The sequence below is a fragment of the Kamptonema sp. PCC 6506 genome (assembly GCF_000180455.1).
Lineage (GTDB): Bacteria > Cyanobacteriota > Cyanobacteriia > Cyanobacteriales > Microcoleaceae > Kamptonema > Kamptonema formosum.
In genome coordinates this window covers 22,853-39,691 of the sequence record NZ_CACA01000310.1, presented here as the reverse complement: position 1 = coordinate 39,691, position 16,839 = coordinate 22,853, and the positions used below count along the sequence as shown (strand labels likewise).

14 protein-coding genes and 1 pseudogene are annotated in these 16,839 nt (G+C 40.4%); 3 read left to right on the top strand and 12 right to left on the bottom strand.

Annotation, left to right across the window (positions count from 1 at the left end; genetic code table 11):
- Positions 1-25: 25 nt before the first annotated feature.
- The 4 genes from bchB to OSCI_RS18990 form a co-directional block, all read right to left on the bottom strand.
- Entirely contained in the window at positions 26-1,552 is a 1,527-nt protein-coding gene (gene bchB / locus OSCI_RS19005) for a ferredoxin:protochlorophyllide reductase (ATP-dependent) subunit B (protein ID WP_007356718.1), read from the bottom strand.
- A 416-nt stretch (positions 1,553-1,968) separates the two neighbouring features.
- Positions 1,969-3,636 (bottom strand): hypothetical protein, encoded by a 1,668-nt coding sequence (locus OSCI_RS19000; protein WP_007356717.1) that lies wholly within the window; start codon positions 3,634-3,636, stop codon positions 1,969-1,971.
- Positions 3,637-3,744: 108 nt separating this feature from the next.
- Complete coding sequence (gene rph / locus OSCI_RS18995; protein WP_007356716.1) at positions 3,745-4,476, bottom strand: ribonuclease PH; 732 nt, start codon at positions 4,474-4,476, stop codon at positions 3,745-3,747.
- Between the two features lie 416 nt (positions 4,477-4,892).
- Complete coding sequence (locus tag OSCI_RS18990) at positions 4,893-5,450, bottom strand: adenylate kinase (RefSeq protein ID WP_007356715.1); 558 nt, start codon at positions 5,448-5,450, stop codon at positions 4,893-4,895.
- A gap of 237 nt (positions 5,451-5,687) precedes the next feature.
- Here OSCI_RS18990 and OSCI_RS18985 point away from each other — a divergent pair, with 237 nt between their 5' ends.
- A complete protein-coding gene (locus OSCI_RS18985; protein ID WP_007356714.1) occupies positions 5,688-6,224 on the top strand; it encodes a P-loop NTPase family protein in 537 nt (178 codons plus the stop codon).
- A gap of 355 nt (positions 6,225-6,579) precedes the next feature.
- On the opposite strand, the gene OSCI_RS18980 is transcribed toward OSCI_RS18985, so the two are convergent.
- The 6 genes from OSCI_RS18980 to OSCI_RS18955 all read right to left on the bottom strand — a co-directional run bounded on the left by OSCI_RS18980 (position 6,580) and on the right by OSCI_RS18955 (position 11,757).
- Positions 6,580-8,604, bottom strand: coding sequence for an NACHT domain-containing protein (locus tag OSCI_RS18980; protein ID WP_007356712.1), 2,025 nt, complete (start codon positions 8,602-8,604; stop codon positions 6,580-6,582).
- Positions 8,605-8,968: 364 nt separating this feature from the next.
- A complete protein-coding gene (locus OSCI_RS18975; RefSeq protein WP_007356711.1) occupies positions 8,969-9,196 on the bottom strand; it encodes a hypothetical protein in 228 nt (75 codons plus the stop codon).
- Complete coding sequence (locus OSCI_RS18970; protein WP_007356710.1) at positions 9,162-9,755, bottom strand: deoxycytidylate deaminase; 594 nt, start codon at positions 9,753-9,755, stop codon at positions 9,162-9,164. The genes OSCI_RS18975 and OSCI_RS18970 overlap by 35 nt, the downstream gene beginning before the upstream one ends.
- A gap of 38 nt (positions 9,756-9,793) precedes the next feature.
- Positions 9,794-10,228: a dUTP diphosphatase gene (gene dut, locus OSCI_RS18965; RefSeq protein ID WP_026103740.1), complete on the bottom strand. Its 435-nt coding sequence runs from the start codon at positions 10,226-10,228 to the stop codon at positions 9,794-9,796.
- A 117-nt stretch (positions 10,229-10,345) separates the two neighbouring features.
- Entirely contained in the window at positions 10,346-11,068 is a 723-nt protein-coding gene (gene thyX, locus OSCI_RS18960; protein ID WP_007356708.1) for an FAD-dependent thymidylate synthase, read from the bottom strand.
- 110 nt (positions 11,069-11,178) lie between these two features.
- On the bottom strand, positions 11,179-11,757 hold the full coding sequence (locus OSCI_RS18955; RefSeq protein WP_007356707.1) for a Uma2 family endonuclease: 579 nt from the start codon (positions 11,755-11,757) through the stop codon (positions 11,179-11,181).
- A 72-nt stretch (positions 11,758-11,829) separates the two neighbouring features.
- Here OSCI_RS18955 and OSCI_RS18950 point away from each other — a divergent pair, with 72 nt between their 5' ends.
- Together OSCI_RS18950 and OSCI_RS18945 are read left to right on the top strand one after the other, a co-directional pair.
- The gene (locus OSCI_RS18950; protein ID WP_007356706.1) at positions 11,830-12,396 is read left to right on the top strand and encodes an HD domain-containing protein; all 567 of its coding nucleotides are present in this window, start codon (positions 11,830-11,832) and stop codon (positions 12,394-12,396) included.
- Positions 12,397-12,427: 31 nt separating this feature from the next.
- Positions 12,428-13,570 carry an ABC transporter ATP-binding protein gene (locus OSCI_RS18945; protein ID WP_007356705.1) on the top strand — a complete coding sequence of 381 codons (1,143 nt, stop codon included), beginning with the start codon at positions 12,428-12,430 and terminating at the stop codon, positions 13,568-13,570.
- Between the two features lie 47 nt (positions 13,571-13,617).
- On the opposite strand, the gene OSCI_RS18940 is transcribed toward OSCI_RS18945, so the two are convergent.
- Both OSCI_RS18940 and mtnA read right to left on the bottom strand, forming a co-directional pair.
- Complete coding sequence (locus tag OSCI_RS18940) at positions 13,618-15,264, bottom strand: type IV pilin-like G/H family protein (RefSeq protein WP_007356704.1); 1,647 nt, start codon at positions 15,262-15,264, stop codon at positions 13,618-13,620.
- Positions 15,265-15,367: 103 nt separating this feature from the next.
- Positions 15,368-16,430, bottom strand: a pseudogene (gene mtnA, locus OSCI_RS18935) (S-methyl-5-thioribose-1-phosphate isomerase).
- Positions 16,431-16,839: the final 409 nt, after the last annotated feature.

Genomic DNA, 16,839 nt, shown 5'->3' with positions numbered 1-16,839 from the left:
CATACACCCACCCTACTATTATAATTTACGCACCAACCGCTTCCTTCGCCGCGTACAACACCTCAGCATTAATTAGAGCAATACCGCGATCGCGTGCAAACTTCTCAGTATTCCGCTTCACCTTACCCCGCACAAAACCAGGGATTTTATTCAACTCAGCTTGTCCATCCTTCGTCCAATTCATATCAGAATCAGCCGAAATTCCTTTAGTAATAACTTCCTTAGTATCGTGGCCACCGAAGATTTCTAACAGATGATCTTCCATGCCCAAAGTAAAGGAATTATACACCAAATCCACACACTGATTAGTTCCCTCATAACCCAAAAATGGCTTATAACCAATCGGGAAATTTTGAATGTGAATCGGTGCAGCAATTACCCCGCAAGGAATATCTAACCGCTTACCAACGTGCCGTTCCATTTGCGTACCGAAAATAGCAGAAGGTTCCACACGCGCGATCGCATCTCCAATAGCGCCGTGATCTTCGGAGATAATCACCTCATCGCAATACTCGCTTACCTGTTCCCGGAACCAGTCAGCATCATATTTGCAATAAGTACCCGCCCAAACCACATGAATACCCATTTCACGAGCCAGAATCTTAGTCATCGCCGCCGCGTGGGTATTATCACCAAACACCACAGCCTTTTTGCCAGTCAAATTCTGGCAGTCGATCGAGCGAGAAAACCAAGCAGCTTGAGAGACAAAACGAGTTTGTTGGTCGATGAAGTCTTCGTAATTAACATCACCACCTTGAGCATTAAGCACTTGCTGAATCTTGCGGATACAACGAGCAGTTTCTACCACACCCATCGGCGTGATATCTACATAAGGCGTTCCAAACTCTTTCTCCAAATACATCGCCGTCGTTAGCCCTAATTCGCGATAAGGAACTAGGTTAAACCAAGCACGAGGCAAATTTTTCAAATTGTGAACCGAAGCGCCTTCCGGGATGACTTCATTAACTTCTATGCCCAAATCTGCCATCAACCGCTTCAGCTCGGTACAGTCATGTTGGTTATGGAAACCCAGGGTAGAAATGCCGATAATGTTAACAGAGGGTTTCTCCGTTTTTCCTTCTGGCAAGTTCCCTTTTTTCCGAGCTTTGTTGATATAAAACTCTACAATTTGATGCAGAGTGCGATCGCCAGCTTGCAGTTCGTTAACTCGATAGTGGTTGACATCCGCCAGCATCACGTCGCCTTTGGCATCCAACTGAGCGCGTTGTACAAAATTTTCGAGGTCTTCTTGCAAAATGCTGGAAGTGCAAGTCGGGGTAAGAACGATTAAATCAGGGTGCTCTTCTTGATCTTTGCGGGTAATGTTGTCCACAACTCGCTCTTGGGAGCCCCGCGCCAGAACGTGGCGATCGACAATACTGGTCGTTACGGGTGTAAAGTCCCGCTCCCGCTCTAACATGGAGCGCATGACGTTGAAATAGTCATCACCGAGCGGCGCGTGCATGATGGCGTGGACATTCTTGAAGGAACTAGCAATGCGGAGAGTGCCGATGTGAGCGGGGCCTGCATACATCCAATAAGCCAATTTCATACAGTGTTCTCCCTTGTGATAATTCAAAATTGCCCATTATTGGGCGATGATTGCTGATTTGTGAACTCGTTTCTGATTTTCACTGTTTAATTATCCCCCTAAAAGTAAGCCCCGTAGAGATAATTATTCTGCGGGGCTTAACTTTTAAAAAAAATTAATTACATATTTCGTAAAGATTTTCATATACACGATTCAATAACAATGTCAATAAAAAACTGTTAAGATTCTTATCGATCTATTTAGAAAAAATAGTTGTATTTATAGCAACCCCCAAGACAGTTAGGACACTTGCTTATAGCTGAAACATTGATTCTATTCCCCCTTCTTCCCCTTCTTCCCTAGCCCCTAGCCCCTAGCCCCTAGCCCCTAGCCCCTCTTCTTCCCTAGCCCCTAGCCCCTAGCCCCTAGCCCCTCTTCTATTGGCACTTTTTAACAATTGTTAAGGCTACTCCTTGTCTTTCTACTTTATGCACAACTGGACATTCTGGGAATTCTTTTGGGAATCCCCACCGCCCCCAAGGTAAATAGTAAAATGGCTTAGAAATTCCTTTTTTTTCCGCCTCTTCCGACTTAATCACAGTGAGATTGGGATCGGCAAAGATATTAGCTGAGTACAAAAATCCTCCTACTAAAACAGTATCTTTGGGGTCGGCATTTTTGTTGATCCACTCCATACCTTCCCGCATCCCCAATCCCCAATAATCAATTTCGTAACGATTAGGGGCTGCTGCTAATCCCCCCGATAAGCGATTGAAATAGATATATTGATAGGGATGTAGCTGAATCATCTCAATGATAATTGCTGTAAAAACTATTACGATAAATGTTAAGCCTGCTATTTGTACAGGTTTCTTGATTGCGACTGCTTGGTAAAGCCAAATCAAAGCAGCAGTAGCTATGCTGGCAATTCCTGGCAGTACAAACATAAAGTGCCTCATATCGTCATAGCCAGATGCCTGTTTAATTATTGCAATAATTGGAAGCCCAAATATTTGTAGTAAAATTAACAGAGAACAGGATTGCTGAAGAGATGAGAATTGTTTATATTTCGTTGCTAGCAACCCTAAACCTACTAAAAAAAAGATTTGAAAAATAACTGGAATTGTCATTAACAACCACTGAGAGGTGAAGTACCAAGGAATATCTTGGATCGGATATTCGATACCATTAAATAAAGTTTTTATAGGCAGCGGATGTTTGGAAAGATAGCCAATTGTTTCCAAAAACCAGCCAAGGGGGTTAGACCAAGATGCTGGTTGTAAGATAGTAACAGTTGCCGCCCAAGAAAGAAACATTAAGATATAGCAAATTGCATATTTATAAAGGTTTTTTACATTGCTAACACCTTGTCCCAAGGTAATTCCTACGTGAGCAATAAAAATAAAAAACATCATCAAAAATCCGCCAATTCTAACGCTGGTAAGCATTCCAGCTAAAATTCCATACAAAATTGAAAAGAAATGAGTTTGATTAAATTCAAGTTTTAATTCAGGCTGATTTTTGTGATAGTGATTGAGTAAATGAGCGCCTGCATAGGTAGAAAGAGTAAATAAAGATGCAAAGGGAATATCTTTAGGATTAAAGAAACTATGTCCCCAAAATCTCGGAAAAAGTGCTAGGACTATAGGAGCAAACCAAGCGTATTCCCAACCACAAAGTATGCCAACAATCCCGGCGACTGAAAGATAGGTAATTAAAGAAACTAAAAAAGTTAAAGGGTGTTTAATCTGAATCCGATCGTAGAGTGCTTTGGCTTTCCCGCGATCGTTATTAGCATCGCCTTCATAATTGGTTGGACTATAGGATAAACCTTTGTGAAGATATTGATTAATTTGAAATATTGCTTCGGCAGTAAAATTAAATAAGGTTCCAAAGTATTTTAGATCGCTGGGAATAGGCTGACCTTTGGTAATCAGTTCATAGTTTCTCCGCACCATTGCGATCTCTGTGGCTTCATCAATGGAGAATCCATACTGACCAACTGTTGAAAAGCCAATGAGGGCGATTGTCACAATTACCATACCTATCTTGAACCCAGAATGTTTCAAGGCAGCTTGACATTTAGATAAAAATGTGGTTGTCATGATTATTTGCTACAATCTAGATGGTTCGATTGTAGCAGCCATCGCTAGAGGTCGGCAAGTAAAAATTACAATTTCTAAAGTAAAATCCAAAAGAAGTTAATCTGAGATTTAGAGAGTGGCTGAAGTTCTAAGAGCTTGACGTTGAAATTCTAATAATTCTTTAATTCCTTTTTCTGCTACATCCAAGATTTGATTTAACTGCGTGCGGCTAAAGCTTCCTTCTTCGGCTGTGCCTTGCATTTCAATAATGCTCAAATTTTCTTTCATTACCACATTAAAATCTACTTCAGCCGCGACATCTTCTGGGTAATTCAGGTCTAAAAATGGCTCTCCTTCCAAAAGTCCAACTGATACGGCGGCCACTTGGGAAACTATGGGAGATTGTTCTAATTCTCCGTTTTTTACCAGCTTATCTAAAGCATCAGCTAAAGCTACAAATCCCCCAGTAATTGATGTTGTGCGAGTGCCGGCATCGGCTTGCAAAACATCGGCATCGACAATAATTGTACGCTCTCCTAACAAATTCATATCTAAACAAGAACGCAAACTGCGACCTATTAAGCGCTGAATTTCTTGGGTGCGTCCAGATAGTTTCATTAGTTCTCTTTCTTGTCGTTGAGGTGTTGCTCCTGGTAACATTCGATATTCAGCAGTTAACCAACCTTGTCCTGTAAATTGTAAAAATTTAGGTACTCCTGGCTGAATGGAAACAGTACAAAGTACCTGCGTGTCGCCGCTTCTAGCTAGAACTGAACCAGTGGCAAATTTGGTAAATTCTCGCTGGAAACTAATGGGACGGAGTTGGTTCGGTTGTCGGCCGTCGGGACGTTGCCAAGACATAATAAATTTGTTAATTGTTAGTTGTTAGTGGTTAGTTGTTGGTGGTTAGTTGTTGGTGGTTAGTTGTTGGTGGTTAGTGGTTAGTGGTTAGTTGTTATAGTAACCTTCTTGGCAGTTAGGACACTCGCTCATTGCTGGAACTCGCTGATTCTATTCCTTTCTTCCCTAGCCCCTAGTCCCTAGCCCCTAGCCCCTAGCTATAGTTGCAGGATGAAATTAAACAAAAACTTACTTAGTTGTATCTCGTTATGTGGTGGGCAAAGCCGGAAAGGTTCTTTGGTTATTAGTTGTAGGTTGTTTGTGGCTTTGCCCACCCTACCTTTAATCAACAATTGACTATTAGCAATTAGCAATTAGCAATTAGCCATTAGCAATTAGCAATTAGCCATTAGCAATTAACTATTAGCAATTAGCCATTAGCCATTAGCCATTAGCTTTTTTAAGATTTCTTGATGTATTTGGTCTGGGGGTTGGTTGCCGCTGACAGTTAAGAGTTTTTGGCGGTGTTCGTAATATTCTAGGATGGGAATGGTGCGATCGCGAAATAATTCGATCCGACGCTGCACTATTTCTGGTTGGTCATCAGCACGCGATCGCCCCAGAGAACGACTCATCAATACAGCATCAGGCACATTCAAATATATCGCCCAATCCACTTTTTGCCCAAACTCATCTACTAAAAAATCTAACTCCTCAGCTTGAAAAGCAGTGCGCGGATAGCCATCCAACAGCCAACCCTTAGTGACATCAGGAAGTAGAAGTCGCTGGCGGATGAACTCGATCATAGTCTCATCACGAACTAAATCCCCTTTTTCAACATAGGGTTCCGCGAGGCGACCTAAATTGGTTTGAGATGCGATCGCCTCTCGCAGGATGTCCCCCGTCGAAATGCAAGGAATACTCAAATAGCTGCACAATAGTTCAGTTTGAGTTCCCTTCCCAGCCCCCGGCCCTCCTAAAATCACTAATCTCACGGTTTCCTGCTCCTCATGCCCTGATATTAAAAATTTATCTTTCGGAAGTGTACCTTTGATGCTGTCTCCCTGCCAAAAAGCTGAGATCGAGACAGCCACTAGGTTAAGACGATCGCATATATCTAGTGTGTAAAGAGCTTTGCAATCCGACAACTACACTATATATTGTTAAGTAGCGTCGCTCTGCCTCAAACTCGGAGCCGCGTTAAAGACCCACTGCTAATTCGAGATTGCCTTATGGTTGCCCAGCTTGAAACCCCTACTCTCAATTTGCCTTGCAGCTTACCCCACACAGTCGAAGGACTCGTGCAAGTCTTCAGTTGCCATCACCGTAGCTTTTTTACCAGTGTAATGGCTCAAGCGCTCAGAATTGCGGGACAGGGGACAGGAGTGCTAGTGGTGCAGTTTCTCAAGGGGGGAATTAATCAGGGACACGAGCATCCCGTGCGGTTAGGGCAAAATTTAGATTGGGTGCGCTGCAACTTGCCCCGCTGCATTGACACGCCGCAGTTGGATGAAGCAGAGACTAACTCTTTGCGAGATTTGTGGCTGTGGACTCAGGATGCTGTCATTGAAGGACGTTACAATCTGGTAATTCTAGATGAATTGAGTTTGGCGGTTAATTTTGGCTTGATTTCAGAAGCAGAAGTTTTGACCCTGCTAGAAAAGCGCCCCCGTCAAATCGATCTCATTTTGACAGGGCCAGAGATGCCACAGGCACTTTTAGATGCGGCAGATCAAGTAACAGAAATTAGGAAAAGTCACAGACCTTAACTCGGAAAATCCTAGAGTTGGTGAGGTTAGTTTACCTCCTTTATGTATTTTGTAGTGCAGGCATCTTGCCTGCAATTTTGTAGAATAGCAGGCAAGATGCCTGCACTACTCTATTAATGATGCTACTGAATTTGTATCATGCAGGTGCTTCATTGCGTGCGATCGGATGGCGATCTAATGTTTCAGGCTGAGTGCGATCGGCAAAACCTCTAGCAGTTAGATAATTGAGGCGATCGCCTAAAAATCACGACTCACAGTAATAGCGATCGCGCTACCATATCATCAGTCCGCCAGATTTTATCATAGAACTCAATATCGAAATCGTAAATGTGAAAAAAGACCAAGAAATCACACTCTATAATAATAAAGCAGAGGTATTAATCCTTAAAGAAAAATTATTAAGACTGGGGTATAAAGGTTCGATCTTGCAAAATGGCAATTGATTAATGAAAGAAAAGCTTATTACCCCATTAATGCCATAAAGTTCTACAAAACGTTTTACATCTCGATGTATTTCAGCTCTTGAGCTAGATTCTGTTTCTATTTCAATTTTCTCTTCCAATTTATTTTCAATTGCTTTGTCTGGTTCATTTTCAATTATCTTCCCTAATTTATTTTCTATTCCCATTTCAATAGAGTATATTTGTGATCTAATTATCAATCTAGTTTTATCCCTTCTTATAAAATATTCTCTTGAAGAATTAAATAAATCAGGGAGTAATAGCTCAAGAACTTGCTTAATATAGGAATTACTAAAACCTAAATTTTGTAATTTCAAAAAAAGTTCGTCATTTACTCCACTGATTTTCATTGAAACTTCATCAATATCACGATAAGAAAATGGATATATCTCAATTAAGCGGATTAAAATCATAGCGTCGTTGGAAAACTCATTTAATTTAATAAGAAAATCTTTTTGGGCATTAATTAACTCTTCTAAATCATTATCATTAGGTACTTTATCAATAGCATTTTGTTTATTTCTCTCTAAAGTAATTCTATCTTCGTAATCAATAGAAACTTCTATTTTTAGCAAAAACTCTAAAACTCTGTCAATACTAAAATTATCGCTTTTAGTTGCAATTATTTCGATCAAAAAACGTTTCATTTGGTCGGTAAGAATAACACCACTACAATCAAAATCTCCCTGAAGTAGCCTTTTAACATAAAGGTACTCCATGATTGAGCGATGAGCAAATTTATAATTTCCCTGTGCATCCCGATTTAAAAGTGATCTTCCACTAAGTTGCCACTGTATTAAATTACTATTCCATTCATTAGCTAAGCCCTCTAACTCTTCATAAGGAATTCTCTCCATTCCTCTTTTTTCCCGATTAACATAAAGATTTACAGCAAGCCGTTCTGAGTATTCTCCTAACTCACTTTTGCTTACCCAAGAAGACTCTCGCTCTAACCAAGCATCTACCATTAGTTGATATAGCTGGTAAGATTGAGTTATTTTGTATCCTGACTCAATAACATCAGGAATATGAGCTAAAAGCATCGGTCTCACACTTAGTGACTTAATCCGATAAGCTAACTCTTTAGCTTTTTTCCGTTCGCTAGAAAGCCAAAAGGGAAAACGCTTTTGAAGATAAAGGTCTATATCATTATCATCAAAAGGAGAAAGATAAAGTTTCCAAAATTCATAAACACCTTTTTCTCCAGCTTTTCGAGGGCCTAGCCGAGCAATGCCTGTTTCAACAGGCATTTCTTCATCATTTGGAAAAAATTGTGTTCTGCAAGTAATAATCACTCGCTTGTAATCTCGACAAGCATCCATAAGATATCTGATGCGTGTACGATGATCTTCAATCGCTTTCGTATCTTCATCTAAGGCATCAAGAAAAATAACAGTCTCATTTTTATTTTCATATTCGCTAATTTGTGTATCAGCATCTTTCAAGCCGAGAGGTACTAAAAATAAATTTTGAGATTTGTTCTGACTTCGACGTAAATTATAAGCATAATAATTTAAAACAAATGATGTTTTGCCAGTTCCAGAGTCAGCTAGTATGAGTAAGTGTCTTTTAGAAGAGTCATGATCTAAAAAATAATCTATTTTGTCAAATAAACTTTCTCTTGTCGCCATTAATGCTTGTCGTACTTCTTCTTCTTGGGCTGGATCTATATTTGAACACTTAGGGCTGATGTAATATTTAGTTGATTGTTGTATTGTTTCTTTATCATATGCACCTCGACTTAATTTTTCCGTAAGAATTTTGCAATCTTTAAACTCTTTAAAGGTTGAATATAACTTAGTTAATGGGATTATAGATTTAATAATGAATGGCAAAAATCTAAAGAAAAGCAATAGAAGGATAGTATTGATCCAGTTTTCTGGAAATGGAAAAAGATGTTTAAAATCATCAATGTTCATAAGAAAATAAATGTATATACAATAGAAGTTAAATATGTGGATAAAAATGAATATTTATGGCTCTACCGAACTTGAGAGGCATTATAAGTTTACAATGCTTACAGGCTAAATGATTTAGTGTGATCGCCGATCTTGTTTATTTGCTTAAGGAACGCAACCCAACTATGGAAAATAATAACCTCATTGTGGGTTACTGCGTGCCGACTCAAGTTTGATCGCTCATCTTGTAGGGACGTGATAACTGTGTTTTTGGTACATGATAACTGTGTTTTTGGTTAATTGTCAAGTTAGTGCGATCACTTTTTCTGATGAAGTGCGATCGCCTCCTTCAATCTCATCCCCACAACAAGCGATCGCAGATTGATTAAACTTGACCGATCGCTTTCACCGCAGCCAGATACCGCTCCTTCACATTTTTGTAGTCCAACTCCTCCGCAATTCCTTCCTGGCCACCGCGTTCAATCATATCCGCATGACGCTGTAGTGTGGTTCGGTCTGGTATTCGGTGAGTAAAGGGCGCGATCGCGGCGAGCGCCTCGCCTACTTTTGCAAGAGGTCTATTTAGTAACAAAATTTGAAAATGAACTGACATCTGTTAAAGGCTTTGTCTGTACAGAAGTCGGATTTAGCAAATAAACAGCAGCCATTTTTGCCGTAGCTTCCGATAGCTGAACTTGTTTGATAGTCACAATACCTTCACTCACGAAAGAATCTCTGACTTTAGCCTTATCTCCAGTATTGAAAACAGCCTCGTAAAAGACTTCCCTAATTCCTGCTGAAATGATTAATTTCAAACAATAAATACAAGGCTCTAGGGTGACATAAATGCTACCACCAGCCGTACTAATGCCGTGTCTGGCAGCTTGCGCGATCGCATTTGCCTCAGCATGAATAGCACGGGATGGCAATGCTTGACTAGCATCGCAACTACTCAACCCCGGATAGCAGAATCCTTGAGCAGTGCAGTGAACTGAACCCGACGGGGAACCATTATATCCTGTAGCTACAACTTGGCGATCTTTAACTATTACTGCGCCTACGGGAAAAGCGAGGCAAGTTGAGCGCGTGGCCGCGAGTTTTGCCAACATTAGAAAATATTCATCCCAAGTTGGTCTGTGAGGAGGTTCGTAATTATCAGGTGTATTGTACATTCAAAGTGTAGAATTAGAGCTTTACCAGTTAGAGCAATTTATTGCAAGATTCCTGTCGATCCAAATCCATTATCCCCCCTAGAGCTGGAACTTAACATCTCAACTTCTTCAATTTCAACATGAATTACTGGCGCTATTACCATTTGAGCAATTTTCATCCCTCTTGTTACCTTAAAATTAGTTTGACCGTGATTGATTAAAATCACTCCAATTTCACCTCTATAGCCTTCATCTATCGTCCCAGGAGTGTTGAGTACGGTAATTTGATGTTTCAGAGCCAAACCACTTCTAGGACGAATTTGAGCCTCTGTTTTGTGAGGTAATTCTATGGATATTCCTGTAGGGATTAATTTGCTTTCTCCGGGAGCAATTTCTAATTCATCTATAGAGAATAAATCCAGTCCCGCATCATACTCATGGGCATATTTAGGAATTATGGCTAATTCATTCAGTTTCAGGATTTTTAACTTCATTGATTTTGCATTTTTATCGATCGCGTAACGCCGCCCTCTCAGCGGTAAAATCATCGTCCAGAGGGCAGCGTTTAGAACATTTTACCATCACCAGCTATAAATAAAAACCGTCAAAGATCACGGTGCTAGCCTTGCTTTTCCTAAACGAGTAGCTGTATACCACTCAGCGATAGCAGGAGCCCAATTCTCGAAATGAGGCCACATCATTTCGCAGAGTTTTTGGATTTCAAGTTGAGCATTTTTCTTGTTTCTGAGGTCACAAAAATGCAGGAAAGACCTTAAGTTGAAGCTAACTATAAAATGCTGGCGATAATCAAAGGGTAATTTCCCTCTGGCGTGTTCCTCCGACATCCCTCCGTCAAAGTCAATTTTGTAGCGTTTAACTGCTTCTAAACACCACTGTAAATCTTGTTCTCTTTGTTCGGGAGAGTAGTAGTATTTTTTTCCTTCGCGGTCAGTATAATAATCTACGGGACGTAGGTAGAAAACGTCTTCTATGTCTTTTTTGCCGATGGCTACATCCAGAAATTGATTGCCCGTATATCGTAGGGATTGTACATCAAAGGATACTCCAACACGATGAGTCCTAGCTTGCTGCATTACACTATGAGGAAAGTAACCACAATTAAACACAATTTGTGGATGTTCTAATGGGCCATAATGCCCCCTTTCTCCTGCTAAGAGTCGCTTGACAATAATTTCGCCACATTGTGCCTCTGATGGCCAGGAATCGCGCTCATCAAATACAAAATTCTCAGTATAGTCTTGATGGAGTGCAGCATAAATTACTTGCTGAGGATTGGGCGTTTGAGAAATAACTTCTACTCTGAATCTATCCATTATATGTTGTTTTTTACTGGTCAATAGCGAGGGCGGTAGTTAAACGAACCTCAATCGTTATATATCATTCCATAATCTGAGAACTTTAGCAACTATTTTAATAACTAAATTTATGCTAATAATTCATTGACTGCCACGCTAAATCCTAAAAGCACATTTTGAGTGCTGACAATTTCCCCCGAATTAAATAATATCCACCGCTGCCGATCGTTAACTAAAATTAACTTCGCTTCAGGAAATAATAGCCACACTTCCTGACAACCTGATTCTAAATATTCCTGAGCTTTGGCAAATAATTCTTCACCGCTATCTTCAGGAGAAGCTACTTCAGCAATTAGGGGGAAACTTTGAGGGAATACTGTAAAATTACCTGTTGGTAGAAGTTCAGGAGTGATATAAGCAACGTCAGGCCGGCGACTTTGTTTTTGAGTGCGACAAAGTGTTTCTGTGATAACTTCTCCCCCTTGTCCGCTGGAAAGCTTGTAACTTCTCCACCAATAGTCAAGTTGAGATTGAGCTAGACCGTGCTTGAATGTCATTCCTGTTTTCTCCACTAATTGACCGTCAACCCATTCCATCCTGTCGGGAGGGTGTGCGATAAACTCTTCTAAGGATAAAACTTTTTGCGGCTCTTCTACTTGCAATTCTTCCGATTTATCTGCTAAAATTGGATTAATGGCAATTACCATTTTGTTACCTCGTTTCGAGAAACAACTGACCATTACTATTAAAACATAAACTTGAGCAAATAAACACAAAAAATGCTATCAAGTAGATTTACAGAAGCTCTCATTTATGCTACCGAACTCCATGCTAATCAAATCCGCAAAGGCTCTGGAGTTCCTTACATTGCTCATTTGTTAGGTGTTGCTAGTATTGCCTTAGAATATGGTGCGAATGAGGATGAAGCGATCGCGGCCCTCCTCCACGATGCGATCGAAGACCAAGGCGGCGACGCTACCCGCCAAGAGATTCGCCGCCGCTTTGGGGACGCTGTAACGGCGATTGTAGATGGGTGTACCGACTCAGACGCGACCCCGAAACCCCCTTGGCGATCGCGCAAGGAAGCCTACATCGCCCACATCCCCACAGCAACGCGATCGGTAAGATTAGTTTCAGCCGCAGATAAGCTGTACAATGCTAGGTCAATTGTCAATGATTACCGCCAAATTGGAGATTTAATTTGGGAACGCTTTAAAGGTGGAAAAGAGGGAAGTCTCTGGTATTATCGCTCTTTAGTAGAAGCATTTCGCAAACCTGAATCAACACCCCTAGTTGAAGAATTAGACCGCGTAGTTTTAGAGTTAGAAGAATTGACTAACAACTAACAACCAACAACTAACCACTAACAACCAATAAATGGCAAATCTGCGATTAGAAAATATTACTAGACGATTTAATAATGTCACCGCTATTGAAGACATTACCTTTAAAGTCCCCGATGGCGAATTTTGGGTTTTAGTCGGGCCTTCCGGTTGCGGCAAATCTACAATTATGCGGACAATTGCAGGTTTAGAAACCGCTACCTCTGGCAATCTCTACATTCAAGATACTTTAGTTAACAATGTCCCCGCCCGACAAAGAGATGTCGCAATGGTGTTTCAAAATTACGCCCTTTACCCGCACATGACAGTAGCAGAAAATCTGGCATTTGGGTTAAAAATGCGTAATTTTGAAGCCACAAAAATTAGAGAGAGAGTTGAAAATGTAGCCCGTTCTCTTTCTATCGATCACCTCCTTAATCGCAAACCCAAACAGTTATCAGGAGGACAACAACAGCGGGTAGCATTAGGAAGAGCGATCGCACGAGAACCGAAAATATTTCTATTAGATGAACCTTTATCTAACCTCGATGCCCAGTTGCGAGACGATACCAGGGCAGAACTAAAACAATTACATCAACGACTAGGAATTACTACAGTTTACGTTACTCACGATCAAGTAGAAGCGATGACATTAGCTGATAAAATTGTAGTATTAAATCAGGGTAAGATCCAACAAATTGGCGAACCTCAAAATATTTATGCTAAACCTGCTAACCGGATGGTTGCTACATTTTTAGGCAATCCTTCAATGAATATTTTACCAGCAACTTATACTAATAGCACTTTTCAAATAGGAAGTCAATCTTTAGCCTGCCCGCCATCAATTCGAGAGAGATTGCAACCCCGTGATGGGCAAGGTTTTGATTTAGGGATTCGCCCCGAATACATAGAAATATTTAGCAATCGCAGTAAACAGGAAGACGACTTAAATAGCGATCTTTGGGCATTAGAGAAATTGCCGTTAGAAGTTGAAGTCAAAGTAGTTGAACCTCTGGGGCGAGAAACGTTAATTCGCGCTGGTTTGCCAATGTTAGAGGGAGAAAATTTTCCCACTTCTATACAGATACAAGTACCTGCAAATGTGCGTTTGCATCCAGGCGATCGCATTTCTGTGCAACTAGATTTTAATTATCTCTTTGTCTTCGATCCTACCACTGGTAATGCGTTATATCCATAGTAGCTTAATTCTGAGTTTAAAGTCGCTCATCTTCCACATTCGTGTATTTATATGCTGACCTTTGTCGTATCAGCACCACAGGCTAAAACGCCATTATTATTAATTGGATTAGCAGGTTGAATCGTACCCGGAAGATTAGCAACACATAAAATTCTATGAGTAGCAGACATTTCTTTGTCACCAGTTCCTAGTAAAAATACACCTCCCACGTAACTTTTAAATCCCGATTCCCGTGAAATTCCATAATGAAATACAGCATTGTTAGTGAGGTGAATTGAGTAGTTATAATTGGGAGTTTCAGCCTTAATGCCAACCCCTAGTTTTTCAAGAGAATCTGTAAAACTATCGTGCCTTACATAGTATAATTGCTGAGCGATGTTCATTGAAAAAATATACTGCTTAGCATCAGTATTTAATGCTAGCGGTGGATTGCTTACTTCCATAGTATCAGCACCGCAGGCTAAAACACCATTATTGTTAATTGGATTGGCGGGTTGAGTCATACCTGGAAGATTAGCTACACATAAAATTCTCTTAAAAAAAATCTCATGCTCAATATTTGGTAGTAAAAATAAACCTCCTACATAACTTTTAAGGTCAGATTGCCGGGAAATTCCATAATGAAATACCGTGTTGTTACTTAGCTGAATTGAGTAGTTGTATTGAGGATTTTCAGGACTAATACCAAGTCCTAGTTTTTCCACTGTATCCGTAAAACTCTCGTTTTCTGCATAGTAAGCTTGCTGAGCAAGGTTCATTGACGAAACAAACTTTTGAGCACTAGGTAAATTATTGTTTACTTCTGTCGTATTAGCACCACAGGCTAAAACGCCATTATTATTAGTAGGATTGGCGGGTTGAACCGTGCCTGGAAGATTAGCTACACATACAATTGTCTTAGTAGAAATATCGGTGTTAACATCTCTTACTAAAAATACACCCCCTACATAACTATATAGGTCTGATTCCCGTGAAATTCCATAACTAAATACAGCTTCGTTGCTGAGGCTAATTGAGTAGTTGTAATTAGGATTTTGAGCCCTAATACCAATTCCTAGTTTTGCAAGGGAAGCTGTAAAAATACCATTTTCTGCATAGTAAGCTTGCTGAGCGCGGTTCATTGATGAAACAGACTGTCTAGCGTTTGAGCGCAGCGGTGAATTGCTTACTTCTGTAGTATTAACACCGCAGAGTAAAACGCCATTGTCATTAATTGGATTAGCAGGTTTAGTCGTATCTGCAACATTAGCTTGGCATAAAATTGTTTGGATTTCATCACCTACCAAAAAGACTCCGCCTACAAAACTTTTTAGGTTTGGTTCTCGCGCTGTGGCATAATTAAATACGGCTTGGTTCCCCTTGCTTATTGAGTAGTTATAATTGGCAGTTTGAGTTGGGATGCTACTCCCCAAGTTGGGAATAGTATCCGTAAAATCACCATTCTCTGCATAATAACCTTGCTGAGCTATATTCATAGCCCAAATATATTGTATTCCTTGTGATTCCTTGGCGTTAATCGCTTCTTTTTCTAATTGGGAATGACTGGTTGTAGTGAAAAAAACTGTCATCAGAGCCATTAAAATAGCTTTGATTTGCCGATTGCAGTAGCTATAAGCATTTCTGAGTCTTATAGAAATCCGATTGAACAAGTGGTTGAGTGCCATACTATGTAAACTAATTTGTAAGGTGGGCATTGCCGGCGATGAATATCGGCTAATAATTAAAGATTATGTGCGGCAATGCCCACCCTACATTTAAACTGTACCATTATAACAGTTAACAGTTAACAGTTAACAATTAAACTAATTGCTTAGCCTGAAACTGTTTTAACTCCCCAGGAGGAACTGCGCCATACTCTGTAATAATTGCTGTAATTAATTCAGCAGGCGTAACATCAAAAGCCGGATTATAAAACTCTACTCCTACCGGACAAATCCGCGTATTACCCACTTGATAAAGCTCAACAGGATCGCGTTCCTCAATCGGAATCAGATCGCCATTTGATAATGCGAAATCAATTGTAGATAGCGGCGCAGCTACAAAAAATGGGATGTTATGAGCCTTGGCAACAATTGCTAAACTATAAGTGCCAATCTTATTAGCAGCATCGCCATTAGCTGTAATTCTGTCAGCACCGACAACTACAGCATGAATTAAACCTTGTTTCATGCAATGAGCGGCCATATTATCACTAATTAAAGTGACCGGAATCCCTTCTTGCACGCATTCCCAAGTTGTTAATTTTGCACCTTGAAGGCGGGGGCGAGTTTCATCAGCAAAAACTCTTGCTAATCTTCCATCTCGCCATGCGGAACGCACTACACCCAAAGCTGTACCATAACCAGCAGTTGCTAAACCACCAGCATTGCAGTGAGTCAAAAGAGTTTAGTTTTTCCGGTGTTTTTGGCAATACTTCTAAACCTTTATCGCCGATATCTTTGCAAGTTTGCAAATCTTCTGCATGAATGGTTTTCGCCATTTCTAACAATGCTTGTTGCACTTGTTCCACAGAACCGCTAGTTTGACGGGCAGTTTTTAGCATTCGCGATATTGCCCAAAACAAATTAACAGCAGTAGGACGAGTTGCAGCTAATAACTCACCGATTGCTTCGAGTTTAGTTAAAAATTGATCGCGGTCAGTAGTTTCAATTTCTCTTGCGCCTAAATAAATGCCGTAGGCCGCCGCAATACCAATTGCCGGAGCACCTCGGACAATCATGGTCTTAATCGCCTCGGCCATATCTTCACAGCAGCTAATTTCGACAACTGTATACTCGCTGGGAAGTCGGTTTTGGTCAATGAGATATACGCGGTCTTCTTTCCAGATGACAGGTGAAACTTGAGTGCTTTGGGAGGTCATAGACGTGAAGGGAACTTAAAAATATCACAGACAAACCTAATCATGCCATATTAGCACTACTTCCCCAATGTTGCCAGGGATAGATCCAGGGTAGCATCCCAATTTTGTAGGGGCGAAGCATAACCGCTGATAAGTTATTGGTTAGAGGCAGAGATTTACTGCCGGAATGCTTGCCTTACAGATATTTTTACTAGAATTGGGAACGAATTTGTTCTAGTTGTTGTCCTTGGACTTTAAGTCAGGCGATGACTCAAGTATTTCGTTTTGCCGCTCATATATTTAGCTCAGCCATTACTGTCAAGTTAATGGTTATTTTTCAATACTAATTTGTATTGTTGGCAAGGCGATCGCTATTTGATTAGGACTTCGCACAGAAACCGTGATTCTCAGAAAAATCATTGGTTTCGCG